The sequence below is a fragment of the Arthrobacter sp. CAN_A6 genome, assembly GCF_015751715.1.
Lineage (GTDB): Bacteria > Actinomycetota > Actinomycetes > Actinomycetales > Micrococcaceae > Arthrobacter_D.
On the sequence record NZ_JADOUV010000001.1, the window covers coordinates 271132 to 293708 of the forward strand.

At 65.6% G+C, this 22577-nt stretch carries 24 protein-coding genes; 19 read left to right on the forward strand and 5 right to left on the reverse strand.

Features of this window, described 5'->3' with window-relative positions:
- The first annotated feature begins 2 nt into the window (after positions 1–2).
- Genes IWX75_RS01330 through IWX75_RS01340 form a run of 3 tightly spaced genes read left to right on the forward strand, consistent with a single transcriptional unit; the run spans position 3 to position 2673 of the window.
- A complete protein-coding gene (locus tag IWX75_RS01330) occupies positions 3–1130 on the forward strand; it encodes an aminotransferase class V-fold PLP-dependent enzyme (protein ID WP_196820448.1) in 1128 nt (375 codons plus the stop codon).
- A 53-nt stretch (positions 1131–1183) separates the two neighbouring features.
- The gene (locus tag IWX75_RS01335) at positions 1184–1564 is read left to right on the forward strand and encodes a RidA family protein (RefSeq protein WP_196820449.1); all 381 of its coding nucleotides are present in this window, start codon (positions 1184–1186) and stop codon (positions 1562–1564) included.
- A 23-nt stretch (positions 1565–1587) separates the two neighbouring features.
- Complete coding sequence (locus IWX75_RS01340; RefSeq protein WP_196820450.1) at positions 1588–2673, forward strand: Gfo/Idh/MocA family protein; 1086 nt, start codon at positions 1588–1590, stop codon at positions 2671–2673.
- Between the two features lie 78 nt (positions 2674–2751).
- Here IWX75_RS01340 and IWX75_RS01345 read toward each other — a convergent pair whose 3' ends face one another.
- Positions 2752–4362, reverse strand: coding sequence for a peptide chain release factor 3 (locus IWX75_RS01345; protein ID WP_196820451.1), 1611 nt, complete (start codon positions 4360–4362; stop codon positions 2752–2754).
- Between the two features lie 51 nt (positions 4363–4413).
- Between IWX75_RS01345 and IWX75_RS17580 the strand changes: the two genes are divergently transcribed.
- Both IWX75_RS17580 and IWX75_RS01350 read left to right on the forward strand, forming a co-directional pair.
- Complete coding sequence (locus tag IWX75_RS17580) at positions 4414–4545, forward strand: hypothetical protein (protein WP_334684022.1); 132 nt, start codon at positions 4414–4416, stop codon at positions 4543–4545.
- Positions 4546–4756: 211 nt separating this feature from the next.
- On the forward strand, positions 4757–4939 hold the full coding sequence (locus IWX75_RS01350) for a hypothetical protein (protein WP_196820452.1): 183 nt from the start codon (positions 4757–4759) through the stop codon (positions 4937–4939).
- Between the two features lie 27 nt (positions 4940–4966).
- Here the strand turns inward: IWX75_RS01350 and IWX75_RS01355 are convergent, their stop codons facing one another.
- Positions 4967–6535, reverse strand: a complete 1569-nt coding sequence (locus IWX75_RS01355) for an MFS transporter (RefSeq protein ID WP_196820453.1) — start codon at positions 6533–6535, stop codon at positions 4967–4969.
- A 61-nt stretch (positions 6536–6596) separates the two neighbouring features.
- Between IWX75_RS01355 and IWX75_RS01360 the strand changes: the two genes are divergently transcribed.
- The 8 genes from IWX75_RS01360 to IWX75_RS01395 all read left to right on the forward strand — a co-directional run bounded on the left by IWX75_RS01360 (position 6597) and on the right by IWX75_RS01395 (position 14328).
- The gene (locus tag IWX75_RS01360; protein ID WP_196820454.1) at positions 6597–7163 is read left to right on the forward strand and encodes a TetR family transcriptional regulator; all 567 of its coding nucleotides are present in this window, start codon (positions 6597–6599) and stop codon (positions 7161–7163) included.
- Positions 7156–7590 carry a large conductance mechanosensitive channel protein MscL gene (mscL, locus tag IWX75_RS01365; protein ID WP_196820455.1) on the forward strand — a complete coding sequence of 145 codons (435 nt, stop codon included), beginning with the start codon at positions 7156–7158 and terminating at the stop codon, positions 7588–7590. Before IWX75_RS01360 ends, mscL begins: the two co-directional genes overlap by 8 nt.
- A 45-nt stretch (positions 7591–7635) precedes the next feature.
- Positions 7636–8919: a class I SAM-dependent methyltransferase gene (locus IWX75_RS01370; protein WP_196820456.1), complete on the forward strand. Its 1284-nt coding sequence runs from the start codon at positions 7636–7638 to the stop codon at positions 8917–8919.
- Positions 8920–9186: 267 nt separating this feature from the next.
- Positions 9187–11124 (forward strand): PfkB family carbohydrate kinase, encoded by a 1938-nt coding sequence (locus IWX75_RS01375; protein ID WP_196820457.1) that lies wholly within the window; start codon positions 9187–9189, stop codon positions 11122–11124.
- A gap of 11 nt (positions 11125–11135) precedes the next feature.
- Positions 11136–11591 carry an RpiB/LacA/LacB family sugar-phosphate isomerase gene (locus IWX75_RS01380; RefSeq protein ID WP_196820458.1) on the forward strand — a complete coding sequence of 152 codons (456 nt, stop codon included), beginning with the start codon at positions 11136–11138 and terminating at the stop codon, positions 11589–11591.
- A 32-nt stretch (positions 11592–11623) separates the two neighbouring features.
- Positions 11624–13081: an Nramp family divalent metal transporter gene (locus tag IWX75_RS01385; RefSeq protein WP_196820459.1), complete on the forward strand. Its 1458-nt coding sequence runs from the start codon at positions 11624–11626 to the stop codon at positions 13079–13081.
- A gap of 42 nt (positions 13082–13123) precedes the next feature.
- Entirely contained in the window at positions 13124–13474 is a 351-nt protein-coding gene (locus IWX75_RS01390; protein WP_196820460.1) for a hypothetical protein, read from the forward strand.
- A 2-nt stretch (positions 13475–13476) separates the two neighbouring features.
- The gene (locus IWX75_RS01395; protein ID WP_196820461.1) at positions 13477–14328 is read left to right on the forward strand and encodes an NAD(P)-dependent oxidoreductase; all 852 of its coding nucleotides are present in this window, start codon (positions 13477–13479) and stop codon (positions 14326–14328) included.
- Between the two features lie 76 nt (positions 14329–14404).
- Here the strand turns inward: IWX75_RS01395 and IWX75_RS01400 are convergent, their stop codons facing one another.
- Positions 14405–15904 (reverse strand): FAD-dependent oxidoreductase, encoded by a 1500-nt coding sequence (locus tag IWX75_RS01400; protein WP_334684023.1) that lies wholly within the window; start codon positions 15902–15904, stop codon positions 14405–14407.
- Between the two features lie 169 nt (positions 15905–16073).
- Here IWX75_RS01400 and IWX75_RS01405 point away from each other — a divergent pair, with 169 nt between their 5' ends.
- The 4 genes from IWX75_RS01405 to IWX75_RS01420 all read left to right on the forward strand — a co-directional run bounded on the left by IWX75_RS01405 (position 16074) and on the right by IWX75_RS01420 (position 18911).
- The gene (locus IWX75_RS01405; RefSeq protein WP_196820463.1) at positions 16074–17057 is read left to right on the forward strand and encodes an aldo/keto reductase; all 984 of its coding nucleotides are present in this window, start codon (positions 16074–16076) and stop codon (positions 17055–17057) included.
- Between the two features lie 123 nt (positions 17058–17180).
- Positions 17181–17438 carry a hypothetical protein gene (locus IWX75_RS01410; protein WP_196820464.1) on the forward strand — a complete coding sequence of 86 codons (258 nt, stop codon included), beginning with the start codon at positions 17181–17183 and terminating at the stop codon, positions 17436–17438.
- A gap of 13 nt (positions 17439–17451) precedes the next feature.
- Positions 17452–18369 (forward strand): FHA domain-containing protein, encoded by a 918-nt coding sequence (locus IWX75_RS01415; protein WP_196820465.1) that lies wholly within the window; start codon positions 17452–17454, stop codon positions 18367–18369.
- A gap of 20 nt (positions 18370–18389) precedes the next feature.
- Entirely contained in the window at positions 18390–18911 is a 522-nt protein-coding gene (locus tag IWX75_RS01420) for a 2'-5' RNA ligase family protein (RefSeq protein ID WP_196820466.1), read from the forward strand.
- A 25-nt stretch (positions 18912–18936) separates the two neighbouring features.
- On the opposite strand, the gene purB is transcribed toward IWX75_RS01420, so the two are convergent.
- Positions 18937–20367, reverse strand: a complete 1431-nt coding sequence (gene purB / locus IWX75_RS01425) for an adenylosuccinate lyase (RefSeq protein WP_196820467.1) — start codon at positions 20365–20367, stop codon at positions 18937–18939.
- Between the two features lie 140 nt (positions 20368–20507).
- On the opposite strand from purB, the gene IWX75_RS01430 reads away from it, so the two are divergent.
- Both IWX75_RS01430 and IWX75_RS01435 read left to right on the forward strand, forming a co-directional pair.
- Positions 20508–20819, forward strand: a complete 312-nt coding sequence (locus IWX75_RS01430; protein WP_196820468.1) for a hypothetical protein — start codon at positions 20508–20510, stop codon at positions 20817–20819.
- Entirely contained in the window at positions 20816–22120 is a 1305-nt protein-coding gene (locus IWX75_RS01435) for a hypothetical protein (RefSeq protein ID WP_196820469.1), read from the forward strand. The genes IWX75_RS01430 and IWX75_RS01435 overlap by 4 nt, the downstream gene beginning before the upstream one ends.
- On the opposite strand, the gene IWX75_RS01440 is transcribed toward IWX75_RS01435, so the two are convergent.
- Entirely contained in the window at positions 22117–22557 is a 441-nt protein-coding gene (locus IWX75_RS01440) for a phage holin family protein (RefSeq protein WP_196820470.1), read from the reverse strand. The two genes, IWX75_RS01435 and IWX75_RS01440, sit on opposite strands and share 4 nt — an antisense overlap.
- Positions 22558–22577: the final 20 nt, after the last annotated feature.

The window sequence follows — 22577 nt, forward strand, 5'->3', positions numbered from 1 at the left end:
CCATGAGTTTTTATTCTGATCTCGGGGTGAAACCCGTTATCAACGCCGCCACCACTTTTACCGCTCTCGGCGGTTCCTTGATGCCCGACGAGGTGCTGGAGGCAATGCGGGACGCTGCGGGTTCCTTCATCGATATGCATCAACTACATCTCGCCGCTGGAAAGCGGGTCGCTGAGCTGACGCGGAACGAGGCCGCCTACGTCACCTCGGGCTGCGCCGCAGCGCTGATCCTTGCGCTCCTCGGTATCCGAACCAAGGGCGACCCCGGTATCCTGCGTGATTTCCCGGGTAGGGACCAGGCACCCAGCGAAGTGATCATGCATGCAGCTCACCGCATCCCCTACGACGCAACCATCGCCCTGGCCGGAGTCACCATCCGCCAGATAGGCAATATCCAACAAACTTTCGACTGGGAGTTGGAAGCTGCCATTTCGGAGAGAACGGCAGCAGTTCTGTACGTGGCCGGATCCCACTTGCCGCAGGTCGCCCTGCCACTGCCCGAGGTGGTCCGCATTGCCAGATCCCGAGGCATTCCCGTCATCGTTGATGGCGCAGCACAACTACCACCCGTGGAGAACCTGTGGCACTTCACCCGTGACCTCGGAGCGGACATTGCTGTCTTTTCCGGCGGTAAGGCGCTACGAGGCCCGCAGGCGAGCGGGTTCATGGTCGGAAATGCAGCGATCATCGAGGCAGCACGCCAGAACGGTGCCCCGTTCCAGCGGTGGGCCCGCGCCATGAAAGCAGGGAAGGAAGAAATAGCAGGACTGGTGGCCGCCGTCGACCGATTCATCAGCCTTGATCATGCCGCACTGCACCAGCAATGGCTGGACACCGTCGATTCCTGGAGGACCGGACTCACCGGTCTCGATGGCATTACTCTTCAGACCGAACAACTCAACGAAGCAGGCCAACCAGTGCCCCGCCTCTACGTCGGGATTCCCGACAACGCCCGCGCCGCGCAGGTACTCAATAGTCTGGAGGGTGCATCCCCGCGGGTCGCAGTCCACCCTGATTTGCGCAACGGCTCCGCACACGGCTTGTGGATCGGACCGGATCTGCTGAAGGACGGTGAAGCCCGAACCGTAGAAGAGACCCTGCGCGCTGCCGTGCTGAGCAGCGGCACCTAGAAGCGCATCAGTCGCAGCACCGTCCCCAGCACTGACCGAACACAAGGAGCATCATGTCCAAAAAAGCTGTTGTCATTCCCAACGCACCAGCACCGGCAGGTCCCTACAATCAGGGCATCATTGCCAACGGCTTCCTCTACACCGCCGGGTTCGGTCCGCAGAACCCTGCCACCGGGGAGGTGCCGGAAGGGGTCGCAGCACAAACTCGTCAGGTTCTTCGCAATATCGAGGCAGTCCTCACCGAGGCCGGAGCCACGTTCGCCGACGTCGTGAAGGTCACTACGCATCTGCAGCACCTGAAACGCGATTTCGCTGCTTACAACGAGGCCTACGTGGAGTTTTTCCCCGCTCCCTTCCCCGTGCGGACGACTGTCGGCTCTGATCTGTACGACATTCTCGTGGAGATCGATGTCGTTGCCGCTTTGCCTTCCTGAGCCGGAAAGAAACCGAAATTCCCTTGGCTGAACACCCAAGTCGAGACGCTCCTGTCCGGATCGGCATCATCGGGGCCGGCACCATGGGTCACAAACATGCCGATATCATCGCCCGCAACGGATCGGCAGAGCTTGTCTCTGTCGCGGACCCGGCCACAACCGCATTCGCGGAAAAGTACCGGATACCTCACTTCCACAGCCACCAAGCACTGCTCGACGCCGGTGGAGTGGACGCCTTGATCGTCGCCAATCCCAACAGCTGTCATGTCACCACCGCCCGGGACTGTCTGGACGCCGGCCTACCGGTGCTCCTCGAGAAACCTATTGCCACTTCCTATGCGGAGGGCGCCCAGCTTCTCAGGGCAGCCGAAGCAACTGGCATTCCGATACTCATGGGCCATCATAGGAGGCACCATCCGTCGGTCAAAAGTGCCAAAGAGCTCATCTCCCGAGGGGACCTGGGGCGGCTGGTAGCAATCAGCGGCACCTGGTTCACCAAGAAACCGGACGACTATTTCGATCAACCCTGGCGCGTTCAGCCCGGCGGTGGCGTCATGCTCATCAATCTGGTCCACGACCTGGATTTGCTACGCCACCTGTGCGGAGAGATTGTTTCCGTGCAGGCAAGGACGAGCAACGCCGTCCGGAATCTCGCCGTCGAAGATACTGCAAGCGTGATCGTCGAATTCGAGAACGGGGCCCTCGGCTCCTTCATCATCTCCGATTCAGTGGTTGCACCATGGGGATGGGACCAGGCAACTGAGGACGATCCGAACTTTCCCTTCAACCCAACTATCTCCTGCTATCGGATCGCGGGAACGCACGGTGCACTCGAGTTGCCTCAACTGGCGAAATTTCATCATGAAGGGGTGTCGGACTGGGCGAACCCCTTGAGCTTGAGCTTCGCACCAAAAGGTCCGGGCGACTCCTACAGCAATCAGCTGGAGCATTTCATCGATGTGGTGCGGGGTGTGGCAATGCCTCATGTCAGTGTCAGCGACGGCGCGCGTTCACTCGCGGTCATCGAAGCCACCCACCGAGCTGCAGATACCGGCAGAACCGTCCTGATATCCGAGATCACCGATCCCTTGCAGGTGACAGACGCCTGATGCCGCGCTGATCCCGGTCAGCGTCGATGAAGTCCAGTCGGGAAAACTCCACTGATGGAGGTAAAGCTGAGCGCTGGGCTACTCGACCGCCGCGCCGATCGGCTCCAGCGTCACGCCGGGGAAGTCTTTCCTGAAGTGGCCCACTTTCCACTTGTCGCCGAACACGGCGATGATCTCGCCATCGGCCCGGTGCAGGATCTCTCCGCCGCGGAAGGTCTCCGGCACGTCCTCGCTGCCGGGGGCCACGCGCATCGCGAGGGTGTAGGACAGGTTGTCCAGCGACGTCGGCGCGTTGAACTCGGTGCCGAGCCGCTGCGCAGCAACCTCGAACTGCAGAGCACCGACCGCCGCGAGGACGGGCGCCTGGTCTCCTCGAAGGTCCGAGCGCAGCACCTGCACCACGCCCTCGTGCTCAAGCTGGTCGATCCCGCGCCGGAACTGCTTGTAGCGTCCCGGATCCTTCGCCCGGGCCACCGCGAAGAGCTCGGGTGAGAAGCGGGGGATGTCAGGGAATCGCACCGGTTCCTCGGAGAACAGGCTGTCACCGACCCGCAGGCTCGTCGCGTTGACCAGTCCCACGACATCACCCGGCCAGGCGGTATCCACCACCTCGCGGCTCCTGCCCAGCACCCGGTGGGCGTACTTGGTGGCAAACGGCTTGCCGGTGCGCTGGTTGGTGATCACCATGCCGCGTTCGAAGGTTCCGGAGCAGATCCTCAGGTACGCGATGTGGTCGCGGTGCGCGCTGTCCTGGCCTGCCTGGACCTTGAACACGAAACCCGAGAACGGTGCGTCGACGGGCCGCCGCTCGTCGTCGATCGACGGCCTGGGCGACGGCGCGGGGCCGAGCTCCACAAGGATGTCGAGGAGCTGCGAGACGCCGAAGTTCTTCGCCGCCGCGGCGAACAGCACTGGGGTCTGGCGGGCCGCTTCGAATTCGGCGGGGTCGAAGTTCCCGTTCGACGACGCCACCAGCCCCGCTTCCTCCTGCGCTTCGAGCCAGAGACCGGCCTCGAGGGGCGGAAGAGCCTCGATGTCCACCGCCGTTTCCTCTGCGGCCTGGGCGCCGCCGCCGATGGCCTCGAGGCGCACGGCCTTGCCTTCCCGGACATCCAGCAGCCCCTGGAAGTCCCCGGCGATGCCGGCCGGCCACGTCAGGGGAACCGGCACCATGCCGGTGCGCTCGCCGACGTCGTCGATCAGGCCAAGGGCGTCGAGACCAGGGCGGTCCCACTTGTTGATGACGGTGATGATGGGGATGTTCCGTGCCTTGCAGACGGCCAGCAGCTTGACGGTCTGCGGCTCGAAACCCTTGGCGGCATCGATGAGCATGACGGCGGAATCTACCGCGGCGAGCACGCGGTAGGTGTCCTCGGAGAAGTCGGCGTGGCCGGGGGTGTCCACCACGTTGAGGATGGTATCGCGGTACGTCAACTGCAGCGCGGCCGAGCTGATGGAGATGCCGCGCTCCTGTTCGATGCCCATCCAGTCCGACACGGTCGCGTGGCGGCTCGACTTGCCGTGCGTGACACCGGCATCCTGGATGGCACGGGCAAGGAGCGCAAGGGCCTCGGTGAGGGTGGATTTACCGGCGTCGGGGTGGGAGATGACGGCAAAGGTGCGCCTCCGGCCCGCTTCGCGGCGGATGGCATCGGAGTCGAGAACAGGGGCTTCGGTAAGAACGGGCACACTCCATTGTCCCCGATCCGTGCGGGCCCTTCTAAACGCAGCATGCGCCGAATGCACTTGTCCGGCATGAAGGATGCGAACAAGCTGCTTCCCAACGGTGCGCTGGCGATCATCGCGCTGCTGTTCATCGTGCTGGGAATCAACCAGCTCGCGGGTGCATTGCGGCCGATCCTCGGCGGGTAGTAGGGTGACGCGGGTAGTAGGGCGACGCGGGTAGTAGGGCGACGCGGGTAGTAGCGCGACGCGGGTCGTAGCGCGACAAGACTGGTTTCGTCCACCGAAATCCTCTGAACCCCTTCTCCGGCCCACCCGCGTCTGCCGACGCGGGTGGGCCTTAAGGTAGGTGGGTCGACGAAGTTTCTCGGCTCCATGAATTCATACGAGGTAGGGCATCATGCCGAACGAATCCGCAACAGACCCGCAGGACGCCAATCCACACCAGGCGGCCCCGGTGTCCCAGGACGGGAACGCCGCCGGGAAGAGTGTCGGAGCGGAAGAGGATCCGCTCGAGGAGATCAGGGACGCCCCGGCGCTCGAAGAGGATGAGGACAGCCTGGTCAAGCCCGAAAACAGCTAATGCTGCCGGGGTGCGGCTTCGCCCGGCCTAGGCCCGCGTCGTCGGCCGCAGGCTCCACGCGGCGAGTACCGCCGCAGCGACCATGAGCAGCGCGGCGATACCGGAGGTCAGGGTCACCCCGCTGTCGAAGGCGTGAAACGCTGAGTCCAGCAGCGCCGAAGCGTTTGCTGCCGGCAGATCCTCCGCAGTCGCCACCGCCCCACCGAGCGTTTCGGTGGCTGCCGCTGCCTGCTCCAGGGTGAGGGCCTCCGGTAGCGACAGGTTGCCCTGATAGGAGGAGAGCAGAATGCTGCCGAGGATCGCCGTTCCGAACACCGAACCCACTTCATAGGCGGTTTCGGACACGGCCGAGGCGGCGCCGGCCTTGGTGGCGGGAACGCTCGAGAGGATCAGGTCGTTCGAGACGGTCTCCGACGCGCCGACGCCGATGCCGAGCAGCACGAAGGCGGCCATCAACTGGAGGGCAGAGCCTCCCTGCCCGGCGATCAGACCCTGCAGGGTGAGGAAGCTGTAGGCAGCCGCCGAAAAGAGCAGTGCCACCGGGACCACCACATGGGCTGGAATGCGCTTGATCACGGGCACCACGCCCAATCCCGCGACGATCGTCAGGACGAGCCCCGGCAGCAGGACCATCCCGGCATCGAGGGGGCTGAGGCCGAGCACCAGCTGAAGGTGCTGCGAGACGAAGAAGAGGAATCCCACGAGGGAGAAGATGGCCAGCAGGTTCACGAGCACGGCTCCGGTGAAGGCGCGCACGGTGAAGAGCCGCACATCGAGCATCGGGGAGGAACGCCGGAGCTGGCGCACCACGAAGCCGCTGCCGGCGGCAAGGCCCAGCACGACGGCGGTGACGGTCACCAGTCCGGGCCCGCCCTTCGCGAGGTTCTTGATCGCGAACACCACAGGAAGCATGGTGATGATGGACAGGGCAATGCTCAGGTAGTCCACCCGGCCCGGTCGGGGGTCGCGGGACTCCGGCACGAAGGCGGGGGTCAAGCCAAGCATCAGGACGAGAACCGGCACGGCGAGAAGGAACACCGAACCCCACCAGAAGTGCTCGAGCAGTGCACCTCCCAGCAGGGGGCCAAGCGCCGCACCCGCGGAGAATCCTGCAGCCCACACTGCGATGGCGAGTCGGCGCTGGTCCCTGTCCAGGAAGATGTTCCGGATCAGCGACAGCGTCGAGGGCATGAGCATCGCGCCGAAAACGCCGAGCCCCACGCGGGCGGCGACCAGGAAACCGGCTGTCGGAGCGAAGGCCGCGGCGACGGAGAAGAGTGCAAAACCGCCGGCGCCGATCATGAGCAGCCGCCGCCGCCCGAAGCGGTCCCCGAAACTGCCCATCGCCACGAGGAGCCCCGCGAGTACGAGGGGGTAGCTGTCGATGATCCACAGCAAGGCCGTCCCGCTGGGTGCAAGATCCCGCGAGATCGCCGGCAGCGCGAAGCTCAGCACGGTGTTGTCGACTGCGACCAGCAGGACGGGCAGCATCAGGACGGCGAGCGCTATCCAGTCCCGTACGCCTGCGCGGTAGGGAGTGTCGGAACTGGCCGTCTCAACTCCGGACGGCGCGACGGTGTGCTGGGGAAATGTCATTCAGCCAAACTATACCGTCCAGCCGGTACAGTACAACTCGGATGACCACTACCATGGAGGAATGGCCAGTTCCCGAGAGCGCATCCTCGACAGCTTCGAGGACACCCTGATCCGGGACGGCGAGCGGGCCGCCACCGTGGAAGCCGTGGCTGCAGCAGCCGAGGTCTCCAAGGGTGGGCTGCTCTATCACTTCCCGTCCAAGGAAGCGCTGGTGGATGCGCTTGCCGCAAGGCTCCTCGGTCTTGCCGAATCCGACCGGTCACGCATGGTCGAGGACCCCGAGGGCCCGGGCCGCTATTACGTGCGGACCTCCGTTTACGAGGACAGCCCGCTGGACCGGGCGCTGGTGTCGATGGCGCGCCTGGCGCAGCAGGGCCACCCCACGGCACGGGCGAGCCTGGCACAGATTCAGGATCTCTGGCTCGACGCGCTCGAAAAGGGCCTGGGAAACCGTACCGCCGCGCAGGCCGTCAAGCTCCTGGGCGACGGCATCTACTACGACGCCGCCTTCTTCTCGGGAGACGGATCACCGCGCCACTCCGCCACCGACCTGGCAGAGCTCCTCTCGGTGGTGGACCTCATCGTTGCCAGTTACGGCTCACCAGCCGAAGGAGGATCTCGTGCTTAAGGGTTTCAGGAACTTCATCCTGCGCGGAAACGTGATCGAACTGTCGATCGCGGTCGTCATCGGGGCAGCATTCACCGCCCTCGTCGGCGCGTTCACCCAGAACGTCATCCGACCGCTCATCGCCGCAGCGGGCGGAGTGGATGCCGGGGGCCTCGGATTCCGCATCTGGGCCAGCAATCCAGCCACCTTCGTCGACGTCGGTGCTGTCATCACCGCCGCTGTGACCTTCCTGATCACCGCCGCCGTGGTGTACTTCGTCTTCGTGCTCCCGATGAACCGAGCCAGCGCCCATGCCAAGGCGCGACTGACCACCGACGACTCCGAGGACGCCCCTGTGCCCGTTGACACCGCGCTTCTGACCGAGATTCGGGACCTCCTGCAGCAGCTGGCGCGGCAGGACGACGGCGGCCCGCGCGGCCACCTCTAGGCAGGGACCGTTTACTGGGCGCAGGAACGAGAGTAAACAGTGGGCATGGGCAGGATCAAAGGCGTGGCACCGCGGATTGCGGGGGCGTTGACCGTGGTGCTGGGTACTGATCAGCTCCCGCTCCGGGTGCGAGCCTGGGATGGCTCGGTTGCCGGCCCGGCCGGGGCCCCGGAGCTGGTATTCAACTCGAGGCGGGCCTTCCGCAGGATCCTCTGGTCCCCGGGTCAGCTCGGATTGGCCCGCGCGTACGTCGCCGGGGAGATCGATGCGCCCGGTGATCCATTCGAGAGCTTTGCCGCCCTGCGCTCCGTGGGCAGGTTCGCCGAGATCGGGCCCTTCCGCCGACTGACTGTGCGCGAGCGCTGGACGCTGCTCAAGACCGTTGTGGTGCTCGGTGCGCTGGGTCCCCGGCCTGCGCCGCCGCCGGAAGAGGCCGACGTCGTCCGGTCCGGCAAGCGGCATTCGCGGAGTCGTGATGCTGCGGCGATCTCACACCACTACGACGTCGGCAATGCCTTCTACTCGATGGTCCTCGGCCCGTCGATGGTCTACTCCTGCGCGGTCTGGGAGTACGAGCAGGCCGGCCTGGACGCCGCCCAGGACCACAAGCTGGACCTGGTGTGCCGCAAGCTCGGGCTCCAGCCTGGAATGCGGGTGCTGGACGTCGGGTGCGGGTGGGGCAGTCTCGCGCTGCATGCCGCCAAGCACTACGGGGCGGCCGTCGTCGGGGTCACGCTCTCCACCGAGCAGGCCGCCTTTGCGCGGAAACGCGTGATTGAGGCAGGACTGGCCGACCGCGTGGAGATTCGGGTGCAGGACTACCGCGATGTGGATGACGGCCCGTTCGATGCCATCAGTTCCATCGGCATGTCGGAGCATGTGGGCAGCGCGGAGATCGGCCGCTATGCCATCCGGCTGAAAGACCTGCTGCGACCCGGCGGCCGACTGCTCAACCACGCCATCTCCTGGAACGCCGGACACACGCTCCCGGACCCCGATTCCTTCATTCCCCGTTACGTCTTTCCGGACGGGGAAATGCTGAGTCTGTCGAAGATGGTGGGAGCGCTCGATGCTGCCGGGCTGGAGGTGCTCGACGTCGAAGCGCTGCGCCTTCACTACGCGCTGACCCTGCGTGCCTGGGTGCGGAACCTCGAAGACCACTGGGATGAAGCGGTGCAGGCTGCCGGCGCGGGCAGGGTGCGCGTGTGGCGGCTCTACATGGTGGTCAGCGCCGTGGGTTTCGAGACCGGGTTGACCGGGGTGAACCAGGTGCTGGTGCAACGTCCCGGCGGTACCGAGCCGCCACTACGCCGCGTCGGGTGGATCTAGAGCCAGCCCTCTCCGCGCCGCCTGGCCGGGCGCAACCCCGCCGCCCGCTCGGAGCTACCCCACTGCGGCAACCGGCGCCGTCGGCACTGCCGCTGACGTCCGGGCGTCCGCCGTGGGACCGAACGGGCTCGGTGTGCGCTAACGATTGCGCGGTGCGTCACGGGGAATCCGAATCTTTTCATTTCAACCCTATGCAGGGCCTTGCGCTATCGATTGCGCACCAGTAAGTTCTGTACGGAACAACACAACGAAGACGATGGAGTCACGGTGACGATCAAAGAAGTGGCCAGGGCTGCCGGGGTGTCGGTGACGACCGCCTCGCGAGCATTGTCCGGGCAAGGTCGGGTGAGTGAAAGCACCCGGTTGCGCACACGGCAGGTTGCGGCCGAGCTCGGCTATGAGCCGAACGAGCTTGCACGTCAATTGCGTGGAGGGCCGTCATCGACCATTGCCCTGCTGGTTCCGGACATCACCAATCCCTTCTTCCCGGAACTCATCAAGGGCGCCCAGGCCGTGGCGGACAGGAACAACCACGTGCTGCTCCTGGGCCAGACGAACGATGACAAGCAGGCCACTTCCCTTCTCATCGGTCAGATGTCACGACGCAATGTCGACGGGATCGGCATCGTCGGCGGTCATCTCCTGGATGAACAACTCATCGGGCAGCTTTCGGGATTGAAGATCGTGGTAATCGACCGCCTCAACGACGTGCCCGGGGCAGCGATCATCGGCAGCAACCAGAAACTCGGCGGGCGGCTGGCGACGGAGCACCTCATCGCCCTGGGGCACGAAACAATCGCCTTCATCGGAGGGCCCCTGGACATCGATGTCGCAGCCCAACGCGCGCTCGGCTTCCTCGAGGCTATCGAGGATGCGGGACTGAGGGTGGACGAACGCCTGATCGTCAACGTCGACTTCACCGAAGCAGGGGGGCGGCGAGCAATGACGTCATTGCTCGCGCGTCGCATGCCGTTCACCGCCGTTTTCGCAGCAAATGACCTGATGGCCATCGGAGCGATGCAGGCTCTCGACGCCGCAGGCCTGACCGTACCGGGAAATGTCAGTGTCGTAGGTTTCGACGACATCCATCTGGCCCAGTACGTGCGGCCCGGCCTCACCACCGTCCACCAGCAAATCCATGCCCTCGGGCAACGTGCGGCCGAGCTCCTGATCGAAGCAGACCCGGACAACATCGCCGGCTCGCGGGAGGAACTCGACGTCGAGCTGATCGCTCGCGGAAGCACTGCACGCCTCCGCAGTGCCGCGGTGCCCGATGAGGTCCGCGGCCCGCATGTCACGGTGCTCGGGAGCATCAACATCGATGAAGTCGCGGAGGTGGAGCAGCTCCCCAGGCCCGGAGAAACGGTCCTCGCCCGGCGCAGCTCGTCCCATCCCGGAGGCAAGGGCGCCAACCAAGCCGTCGCGCTCGCCCGTGCGGGGGTGCCCACCCGGATGATCGGTGCCGTAGGCATGGACACCGACGGCACCCACCTGATCGACGTACTCCTCGCCGAAGGGGTCAGCTGCACCGGCATCCGCAGAAGCCCGAACGCCCAGACCGGGCGGGCGATCATCACGGTGAGCGACGACGGCGAAAACGTCATCACAGTCATCCCCGGCGCGAACTACGACCTCGATGATGAGCTGGTCGAGGAAGCTGTCGCCGCCCTCACAGCGGAGGATACGCTGCTGCTCCAGCTCGAGATTCCTCTGCCGACGGTTCTCGGCGCGGCACGTAAAGCCCGCGAGCTAGGTGTACGCGTCATCCTCAACGCCGCACCGGCCCGTCCGCTCGAGGGATTGCTCGAGTTCACCGACATCCTCGTCGTCAACGAGGACGAGTGCCTCGCCGTCGGCCGCCACCAGGGCGTGCTCGAGACCGGCGACCCCGTCGCCACGGCCGAGGCAATCGCGCTGCAGCGGAACATCGCAGTGGTCGTCACCCTCGGAGCCGACGGTGCGGCTTTCTCTGCTGGAGAGAAAGCCGAGAGCATCCCGGCCCCCGTGGTGACGCCCGTGGATACCACCGGTGCGGGGGACACCTTCACCGGGTACCTCGTGGCGGCCCTCCATGAAGGAGCCGACCTCCGGAGCGCAGTGCGGCGTGCCGTCACCGGAGGTGCTCTTGCCGTCACACGCAGGGGCGCGCGGGACGGAATTCCCACCCGCCGGCAAGTAGATACCCAGTCACTCCACAACGTTTAGGACAACACACCATGCGCATTGCACTCGGAAACGACCATGCGGGGTTCCCGCTGAAGGATCACGTCAGGAAGACGCTCGAACGCCTCGGCCATGAAGTGACCGACGTCGGAGCACCCGACACCACTCCGGTGGATTTCCCCGACATCTCACAGAATGTGGCCGACCTGGTTCTCAGCGGCGACGCCGATCGCGGAGTGCTCGTCTGCGGTACCGGTGTGGGTGCGAGCATCGCAGCCAACAAGGTTCCGGGAATCCGTGCGATGACAGCCCATGACACCTATTCCGCACGACAGGGCGTCGAACACGACGACGTCAACATCCTCTGCATGGGTGCCTGGCTCATCGGCCCGGTCATCGCTGAACAGGTGATCGAGGAATACCTGGCGGCGGAATTCAGCACGGATGCCGACTGCCGGCGTCGCGTCGACAAGATCCACCAGCTCGAACAGAAGTTCCACTCGAACTGACCCAGCCGCACCACCGATCACAAAGGAGTGACATGTCCCATCCCACCCAACCGGAAGTTGTCGGCAGCAATCTGCTGACCTACCCCGACCCCCCGGCGCAGTTACGAAAGCGGCTCACCCTCACAGCGGCACTGTCAGTGCTCGGGCCCGGTGCGATCGTGGCTTCGGCCAACATCGGCAGCGGCGAGATGGTCTTCGCTTCGCGGGGCGGCGCCCTGTTCGCCTACGCCCTGATCTGGGCCTTCATCGTGTCGGCGGTCGCGAAGGCGGCCCTGGCCTATTCGATGAACCGCTACGTCGTCGTCACCGGCGAACACCCGATGTCCCGCTGGACCACACTGTTCCGGGGGCCTCGGGGATGGTTCACCCTGCTCATGGGAGTCGTCTCCATCGCTGCGATCCCCTCGTGGGTCGGCGGGCTGGCGATCGGTCTTGGGGATCTCATGGCCGATCTGACCTTCGGTGCGGGGGCCTGGTGGGCGACAGTGCTGATCGTCATCTCCGGGATACTGTCCTGGCTCGGCGGGTACAGCAAACTCGAGAAAGCCCAGACCATGATCGTGGGCTTCATGCTGGTAGCGATCGGTGTGAGTGTGTTCGTGCTCCAGCCCGATTGGATCGCCGCGCTCGGCGGGGTGATACCGAGCGTGCCTGAGTACGGCGGCTGGGTGGTGGATGCCTACCCCGACATCGCCGAACGGTCGGTCTTCCTCGAGGTCGCTACCTACCTGGGTGCCGTCGGAGGCGGAACCTATGACTACATCGGCTATGCCGGCATGATGCGCGAAAAGAAGTGGGGCATGCTCGGTCACCCGGACCAGGCAGCCTTGTCCGACCGCCTGACGGGCGTCCGCCGTGGCGAAATGCTCCCCCTCGCCACGGACACCGAGCAGGTCGAACGAGCAAAGGCATGGAGCAGGGCACCCTTGGGGGACACGCTCCTGTCATTCGCGGCGATAGCAATCTTCGCCATCATGTTCATGCTCAACGGCGCCTCATTGTTGTTCGTCGAGCAACTCGTTCCGAGCGGCAATGACACGCTGACCTATCAGGCACAGTTCCTCACGGCTGTGCACCCCACCTTCGAATACCTCTACTACGTTGCGGTCTTCTTCGCCTTCTTCGGATCGCTCTATGCCTTCTGGGAGCTCTACTCCTATACCGCATTCGAGACCCTTGCCCCGCTTTCAGCGAAGATCCGGCGCGGTGGGCAGCGCATTGTCCGACCATGGATGTACGCCTACATCCTGGTCGCCAGCCTTGTCCTCGTCTGGACAGTGGGACAACTGGTCATCATCGTGACGCCGGCGTCCATCCTCGGCGGCCTGCTCACCTCAGGAATCTTCTGCCTCGCACTAGTCTGGACGGAGCACAAAGTCCTTCCCAAGCAGTTGAGACTCTCGACCCCTGGGCAGTTGTGGGTTATCTGCTCCGGAGTACTCCTGACCGTCCTGGGAATCGTCTCGACCTGGGAGCTGATCTTCTCGTGAGCACGATGAACAACCAATGGGACCCCATCGAAGGGCGTACGCATGTCACCGGGTAGTGCCATCGCCGCGGCCTGCTTCGCACTCATCTCCCTCTGGAGATTCACGGACGGTGAGTACATCTGGGCGGCGGTTTTCGCGGCCCTCGCGCTGGCAAACCTGGCGTTCTCCTACCGCAGCGCCAATTCCCGCAGCAATCAGGGCAGTCCGCGACGGCAGGGGGGACCTCTTGCCGTTGCGGACTCCGCGACCCGGCGCAACTGGCGGATCATCACCGGTGCCGGGCTTGCACTGAGCGTGGCGTCACTGTTCTGGTTCCCACCGCTCGCACTGGTGATGTCGGGGTTGACCACATACTCCGCGCTTCAACTTCGCAAGTACCGGGTGGCCGCCTGACCATGCAACTGCACGTGGGAATGGTCGGGCTGGGGAACCTCGGAGCCGGCATGGCGCGCAGGCTCACCTCCACGGGGCACGATGTCTCCGGATACGACGTCGTCCCGGACGCCGTGGCTGCACTCGGCAGTCACGGCGTCCGGGCCGCGGCCTCCGTGGCAGACCTGGCCGCAGAGGTGGATCTCCTGTGTCTCGTGGTGAGCGATGCCCACCAGACCGAAGAGGTCCTGTTCGGTACCGACGGAGTAGTCCGTGGGCTAGCCGGCCGACGTGGCCTCGTCCTACTCCACAGCACCATCGGTCCCGCCGCGGCACAGGATCTGGCGCACAGATGCAGCGAACATGGACTCACCCTCGTTGACGCACCCGTCAGCGGAGGAGCGGATGCCGCGGAGGCGGGGAGATTGGCCATCATGATCGGTTGTGACGGCGCGATTCCCGGCCCGGCAATCCAGGTGTTCAACGCACTCGGAGGACCCACGGAACGCCTGGGCCCGGTCGGGGCGGGCCAAGCCGTGAAGATAGCGAACCAGATGTTCGCGTTCACCGCCCAGGCAGCCCTCCTCGAAGCACTGTCCCTCACCTCGGCGTTGGGAGTCGAGAACCAGAGAACACTCGACGTATTCCAGCGGGGGCTCGCCGATAGCTGGGTGGTGCGCAACTGGGGTTTCTTTGATTCACTCAGTGCGGAGTATGACCAGGCAGGCGTGCCGCCTGAGAGCCGACCCTGGAACAAGGACCTGAAAATCGCCCTGGATGTCTGCCGCAGCATGGATCTGGACATTCCTGTCACCAGGACTGTCGAATCCGTGATCGGCAGGGCGATCGACCGGCATGGAATCAACGGTCGGTAGTGCAAAATTCTTCCAGTGCTACCCGATCAGATACCTTTTCGAACTGAGGAAGTGGTTCCAGGGAAAAGGCAGCGGCTCAGGCCTTCCCCGAACCGTCCGCGGGAGCGAGGTCCGATGTCGACGGCCCCTCGAGGACCTTGCCGTCCGCGGTGAAGCGGGACCCGTGGAGCGGGCAGTCCCAGGAGCGCTCGGCGTCGTTCCAGTTCACGATTCCCCTCAGGTGCGGGCAGACCGCCGACATCCGGTGCTCCACGCCGTCGATCGTGCAGACGGCCACCGGCCGTCCACCCTCGCGCACCACGATCCCCTCGCCCTCGGGCGGAGCGCTTGAGGAGGTTCTCGCCAGACCCCCGAGCCAGCCGGTGAGTGCCTCGAAGCCCACCTCCACGCCGGTCGACGCGGTCGCCAGCACGTCCGCCGGACTCACCCTCGTCTTGTAGAGCGTGTCGGCCCACGGCATGTTGCCGCCCAGGATTTCGCTGGACAGGGCGAGCGACGCCGCAACCGCGTTCGTCATGCCCCATTTGTTGTATCCCGTGGCGGCGTAGATGGACCCGCCGCTCGCCGGGACCTTGCCGACGTAGGGAACGGCCGCCGCGGGCCGGTAGTCCTGGGCCGACCACGCGTAGGCCGGGCGTGCAGTCGGGAAGTGCTCCTGCGCCCAGCGGGTGAGGTCATCGACGAGCGCCTGCGTCTTCGACCGGTGACCCACCGGGTGGCCATTGCCGCCGACGATCAGGTACTTCTTCCCGTCGACCAGTGCGGTGCGGAGGGAGCGGTCAGGTGAATCCACCGAGAGGTACATGTCCGAAGGGATGTCGTCCGAAACCGTGAGCGCGATGCAGTAGGACCGCAGGGGTTTCAGGACGGCGAAGTAGCCTCCACGGTCCAGCATCGGGAAGCCGCTGGCGAGGATCACGTTGCGGGCCTTCACCGGCCCTGCGCCGGTTTTCAGCTCGACGCCGTCAGCGGTCGTCCTGGCCACCCCTGTCACCCGGACGCCCTCGATCAGTTTGCCGCCGTGGCGGCGGTACTCCGAAGCCAGCGCCGCGAGGACCTCCAGGGGGTGGAACTGGGCCTGGTTCCTGAGGCGGAGCGTCCGCCGGACCGGAAAAGGCAGGGAAGCGGCCCTGCCCAGCTCAGTATCGAGGCCCGCCTCCAAACAGGCATCGTGCTCCGAATCGAGCTTCTTCGCGCCGCTGTCCGTGGTCGCATAATTGACGGCGTCACGGCGGTCGTAGCTCACATTGTTGTCATCACAGAACCGGGTCAGCCAGGCCTGGCCCTCCAGGTTGGCCGTGACGTAGGCGCGCGCGAGGTCGGCGTCGTGGTGCTGGATGATTTTCGAGATACTCGTCCCCTGCAGGAGGGAGAGTTTCGCTGTGGTGTTGCCCGTGGTGACCGCGCCCGTCGTGCGTGCCTCGAGGACCGCAACCTTATGCCCGGCGCGTGCGAGCAGGAGGGCGGTGGTGAGGCCGGTAAGCCCTGCGCCCACCACCACGGAATCATAGGAGGCGCCCCGAAGGAACGGATCAACGGGTATTTCCGGGGCGGTGTCGAGCCAGAGCGACTTCACGAAGGGTCCCTTCCGTAGGTGACCTAGCCCACCACTGAGCATGCTTGCAGTCAAGCGGCACCGAAGTCGCACCCCCCGCTGATTAAGCACTTGTGGCGGCTATTCGCGCAGTGAAGCCGCCACAAGTGCTTAATCAGCGAGGGGTGGGGCGCCAGCCTATAGTCGGAGGATGGAACAACGACACTTGGGCAAGACCGGGCGACCCGTTTCGGTCATCGGACTCGGCACCTGGCAACTCGGCGCCGACTGGGGCGAGGTGGAGGAGAAGGACGCGCTCGCGGTCCTGGAGGCAGCCGCCGACGCCGGAGTCACGTTCTTCGACACGGCCGACGTCTACGGCGACGGCCGCAGCGAGGCGACGATCGGGTCTTTCCTCAAGGCCAATCCCGGGCACGGCATTATGGTGGCCACGAAAATGGGCCGACGCGTGGACCAGGTGCCGGAGAACTACAGCCTGTCCAACTTCCGGCAGTGGGCCGACCGCTCCCGTACCAACCTCGGCGTCGACACGCTCGACCTCGTCCAGCTGCACTGCCCGCCCACCGCCGTCTACAGCACCGACGAGGTGTATGACGCGCTCGATACGCTCGTCAGCGAGGGCGTTCTGAGGAACTACGGCGTGAGCGTCGAGCGGACCGACGAAGCCCTCACGGCGATCGCACGCGGCAACACGGCCAGCGTCCAGATCATCCTCAATGCGTTCCGCCTCAAGCCGCTCGACGAGGTCCTGCCCGCGGCGAAGGCAGCCGACGTCGGCATCATCGCCCGCGTGCCGCTCGCCTCCGGGCTCCTCTCCGGCAAGTACACGAAGGACACCGTCTTCGCCGCCGATGACCACCGGAACTTCAACCGCGACGGCGCGGCCTTCGACGTCGGGGAGACCTTCGCCGGCGTCGATTTCGAAACCGGTCTGGCCGCGGCGCAGGAGTTTTCCGGCCTCGTGCCCGACGGGGTGACCACCGCCCAGGCGGCCCTCGCCTGGATCGCGGCCCAGGACGGCGTCAGCACCGTCATCCCGGGCGCCCGCAACACTGGACAGGCCCGCGCGAACGCGGCAGCCGCGAATCACCTCGAGCTCGGCGCAGAGCTGCATCCGGCCGTCGCGGGGATCTACGACCGCCACTTCCGAGGTGCCGTCCACTCGAAGTGGTAAGCGGGGCGGTACACGAAACCGGGGTGTTTTTTGCCTGTACCCTCCGCTATCGTTGGGCCTACCCACGTCAGGCGGCGTTAGAGGACGTCTGTCATCGTTCGATCATCCGACGAAGGAATCAACATGACTGAGAACACCTCCAACACTGGTGCCCCGGGCCAGGACCACACCATCCGGGATTGGGCGGATCTCGCCGAGGAGATGTGGACCTACCTGACGGGTAAGGGTGCCGCCATCAACTACAACTTCGTGGACATGACGGTCGAAGTGCCGCGCGATATCGGCCCCGACGCCCCGCGGGCCACCTGGAAGTTCAACGGGACGTTGCGCATCACCACTAGCGACAACGACGCCCGCGGTTCCGACACCCTTCACAGCTGACATCGGGTTCGACATGGAATCTCCCCTCCATCTTGAGATCGACCTCGCGTTCTCACTGGTCGAGCCTCCCGAGGGCGATGACACAGCAGAGCAGGTGAACGGAACCGTCACGGCGGCCGGAACAACGGTCGACATCTTCGTCGACAACCCGGGTGCGTTCAGCGGCAACGGCCTCCCGGGCCTGGCGACCGTCCGTGCCCTGGCCAAAGCGCTGGCGGGTCAGGGGCTCGCGGTCTCCGTGTCCGGGCCCCGGGGGCACCTGGTGAGTGTGGGCGCCGTGAAGAGCACCCTGGCACAGCGTCTCCTGACCCGCTCGCCGCACATCCGGCTCGGGTCGCCGTCGACGCTTGCACCTTTGCTCCGCCTCGGCCGCCGCGCGCTGGACAAGGGCGACTCGAAGGTGGGAATGCCGCCGTCGACGCCGTTTCCCCTGGTTCCCACGGTCAACCGCCGGATCCGACGCACCATCACCACCACCCACTATGCACGGGGGAGCGGCCGGCCGCGGTTGATCTTCGTCCAGGATTCGGAAGCGTGGGAGGGCCAGATTCCGCGGGAATTCGAGTTGCCGGAGGGTCGCGCCACCATCGGTAGCGCGGCGACGAGTTCGCTCCGGCTGGACGGGCTGCAGGACCTCCACGCGGAGGTAGTCCACACCGACGACGACGAATACGTGCTGGTCCCGCACGGCCCCGTCAGCGGAAGCGTGAACGCGACCGGCAACTCCATCCTTCGAACCGGAGCGAGGGTGCAACTCGGCCCGTGGTGCCTCGCCTTCTTCCGTGAAGAATACGCAGACCACGGCAGGCCGTTCGGCGGCAGGAGCGGCGGGGAGCTCGCCTACCAGCGTCCACAGCGGAATCCACGCACCGGGGTCACCGAGCAGGACGGTTCCGCCGGTATCGGTGACTTCCGGCGTCCGCCCCGCTGACACGGGGGAACCGGCCGAACGTGACTGACAGCGTTGAACTGCTGCTCGATCCTGCAGCTCACGAGGCTGTGCTCGAGGACTGGCGGGCGCTCGAGGAACTGGATCTTCCCAACCAGTCCCGGCACGCCTCCTCGAGCAACAGCCCCCACCTCACCCTGCTGGCAGCGGCGAGGATCGACGCCGGGTACGACGCCGGCCTTGCCTCCGTCATGCTTAATTTGCCGTATGCGCTGGCCACTGCCGGGCTGCTCCTCTTTCCGACGAAACACAGGTATGTCCTCGCACGGCAAGTGGTGCCCTCCCCGGATATCATCCAGCTTCACCAGCGGGTCTGGTCAGTCCTCGTCGCCGTCGACCGCCCCGCACCCAATACGGCCCCGGGGCGATGGACGCCCCACATCACGCTCGCGAGGGGTCTGAGCGCCGAACAAGTGGGCCAGGCCGTCGCCGTCGTCGCCCGTCGGGAGTTACCTCCCCTGAATGCTGTAGCCGCGCGACGCTGGGACAGCGGAGGGAAAGTCGTCGTGCCCTTGGCTCCGTGACCGAGCGCCGGGCTGTCGCCGGAACCTAGCCCAGGTGATCCACGAGCTGTTCGGCGATACCGGTGTAGCTCGACGGCGTCAGGTCCAGGAGGCGCTGCTCGGCATCCCTGCCGAGGCCCAAGCCGCTGACGAAGTCGCGCATGCGGGCTGCGTCGACGCGCTGTCCCCGGGTGAGCTCCTTGAGCCGCTCGTACGGATCAGCCAACCCCGGAACGCCGGCGATGGCCTCGGCACGCATGACCATCTGGACGGCCTCGCCCAGCACCTCCCAGTTCGCGTCGAGATCGGCGGCGAGTGCGTCCGGCGCGACATCAAGGCGTCCGAGGCCCTTCACCACGTTGGAAATCGCGAGCAGGGAGTGACCGAATGCCACGCCGATGTTGCGCTGGCTCGACGAGTCCGTCAGGTCCCGCTGCCACCGTGAGGTGACGAGGGTCGAACCCAGCACATCCAGCAGTGACGACGACATCTCAAGGTTCGCCTCGGCGTTCTCGAACCGGATGGGGTTCACCTTGTGTGGCATGGTGGAGGAACCCGTGGCCCCGGCGACCGGGACCTGGGCGAAGTATCCGATGGAGATGTAGCTCCACACATCGGTGCAGAAGTTGTGGAGGATTCGGTTGAACCGCGCCACATCCGCGTACAGCTCCGCCTGCCAGTCGTGGGATTCGATCTGCGTGGTGAGCGGGTTCCAGGTGAGCCCCAGCCCTTCGACGAAGGATCGTGCAACCTGTTGCCAGTCCGCCGCAGGTACCGACGCATAGTGTGCGGCGTAGGTCCCGGTGGCTCCGTTGATCTTGCCCAGGTAGTCCGTCTGCTCGATCCGCTTCAGCTGGCGGGACAGGCGGTGCGCAACCACCGCCATCTCCTTACCCAGCGTTGTTGGGGTTGCGGGCTGGCCGTGCGTCCTTGAAAGCATCGCCGTGGAGCTTGAACTCCGCGCAAGCTCGCCGATGCGCTCCACGAGGTCCTTCGCCGCGGGCAACCAGATCCGTTCCACCGCTCCCTTGATGCCAAGGGCATAGGAGAGATTATTGATGTCCTCCGAGGTGCAGCCGAAGTGCACGAGGGGCTTGAGGTGCTCGATCCCGATCCCGGAAAGCCGTCGACCGATGAAGTACTCAACGGCCTTGACGTCGTGCACTGTCACCTTCTCGATCTCGGCGAGTTCGGTGACGGACGCCGTGTCGAAGGAGAGCACGATGTCCCGCAGGAACTCCTCCTGCGACGGCTCGAGTGGTCCCGCTCCCGGCAGAACTGCATGGCGTGTGAGGTGGATCAGCCATTCAACCTCCACATGGACCCGGTCCCGGTTCAGGGCCGCCTCGGAAAGGTAGTCGACGAGGGGCGCGACGGCCTCCCGATACCGGCCGTCGAGAGGCCCCAGCGAGAGCGAGGGTGCTTCCCCCTGGAACGTGGACGCGAGTTCTACCCGGGGGAGCGCGGAGTCAGCCATGCGCCCAATTCTTTCATGCCGCCCTGCACGCCATTGTCCACATAGTCCGGTCCCCTCCCGATGTCCCGTTTCCCTCCGAATAGCGTGAAGCCCGCGCAGTTCATGCATTCCGCAGCTACGACAGGGAAGATGGTGCGGCCGTGACGCAGGAGATGTACGACGACGCCTCCGGGCCATGGCTGGCAGCGAGTTCCGCCGCCTCCGCCGCCGGAAGCAGGCTGCGCGGGCAGGCGGCGCAGCTCGAGGAGATCCGGCAACAGGCGCTTTCCGTCTGCAGGCTGAGCTGGGAGTCCCCCGCGGGCCGCCGGTTCGTCGCTTACCTCGAGGGCCGCACTGCGGCCATCGCCGTGACCGTCACTCTCCTTTCCACGGCTGCGCGGCTTGCCGAAGCACATGCTGACGCACTGCGCCGGGTGGAAGCCGAAGCCGTGGGAACCGGGATGGGACAGTGAGTCTCCGGGGCGATGAACACGATTTCTCGTTGCGGCCGGGCTCCGCCGTTGAGCCGTACCTCGCAGCACGCGGCGGAGTGGGAGGCATCAGCTTCCAGTGGGAGGAGCTTGAGCAGGCATCGGCCCGGCTCGAGAATCTCGCCGAGCAATCACGCCAGGTGGCAGCAGCCCTGGTCTATGTGGAACTGGACCTGGGTCAGGACATCCCCGGCGCCCTGACCTGGCAAGGTGGAGCGGGCGCGGAACTGATCGAATCCAGAAGGATTGCCTGCAGCGCCGTCCGGGAAGCCGCGCGTTCCGTGCTGGTGAATGAAGACAACCTCTCGGACACGGCGCGCTGCATCACTGCCAGCCGCCTGGCCTACCTTGCAGCTGACTCCGTGACGCGGAGCGTCATCGCCAGGACGGCGGCGCGTACCGAGGAGACAGCGCGGGCGGTGGCAGCAGGCGCCATCGCTTCGGGGGTCCTGACCCCAGGTCCCGTGCGGATCACGCCTCTGCAGGTCGCCGGCATGCCGGTGCCGTTTCCCGGCACCCTGGAATCCCTTGTCGGCAGGATCAGGGCGTTGGAGGAACAGAGGCCCGGAACGTTCGAGGTACTCCGGACAGCAGGGCTCAACGGTCCGGTGTACCTGGTGGTCCTGCCGGGAACCCAGGGCACGGCACTGGACACTGGCAACCCGTTCGACACGGCCGGAAACGCCGAGGCCGTGGTGCAGGACAGCTCTCATGTGGTGCCCGCCGTTGCGCAGGCCCTGCGGGAATCGGGTGCGCAGCCCGGCGATCGGCTGATGATCGCGGGCTACAGCCAGGGTGGGCTCCATGCGATGAACCTGGCGGCGGATTCCGGGCTGGCGGCGAAGTACGACGTCGAACTCGTTGTCACCGTCGGCTCACCAACGGGTTGGGAGCGCTCCGCGGAGACCGAGTACCTGCATCTTGAACATGCCGACGACGCAGTGCCGCGCGTCGACGCCGCCCCCAATCCTGACGAGCTGCACCGGGTGACGGTGAGCCTCGACAACCCCGTGCCCGTGCTGGCCGAGGGGCCCGACGGCATGGTGGAAGGCAAGGGCCTCGGGCCGGCGCACAAGCTCGCCAACTACGCCGAGGGAGCGCGGCTCGTGGACGCCAGCGCGCTGCCCTCCCTCGTTCCCGCGGCCTCATTGCTTGCCGCAGCCGGCGTCTCAGGAAAGGCGTCGAGCCACATGTACACCGCGATGCGGATTCCGGAGAATTCCGCCGGCCAGGCGTCCCAGGCGCAGCAGGGTAAGCGGAGGGGCCGGCGTCGGGCGGGTTAGTCTCCTGACCGCGTCACAGCGGAGAGGGCCAGGGATACCACGCTGACGATCAGCGAACCGAGAATCGCAGTCCAGAAGAACGAATCAACGGACAGCCGAACTGGAGTGAACGAGGTGAACCAGGACGTCAGCAGCAGCATCCCCGCATTGATGACGATCGTGAAAAGCCCGAGGGTGAGGATCGTGAGCGGCAGCGACAGGAGTTTCACGATCGGCCGGACCAACGCATTGACCAGGCTGAAGAGCAGCCCCACGAAACCGAAGGCAAGGACCACACTGATGGCGCCCGCAGTGGCGGGTTCAACGGCGCTGCCTGCAACCTCGGCGACTACCCGACCCACGGAGGGCTCGGGGAGGATTTCCATGCCGGGGAGGAGGGAGACGGCGGCCCACAGGGCCACCGCGTTGGACACGATACGCAGGATCCACTTCAACATGGGACCATGCTGTCACGCCA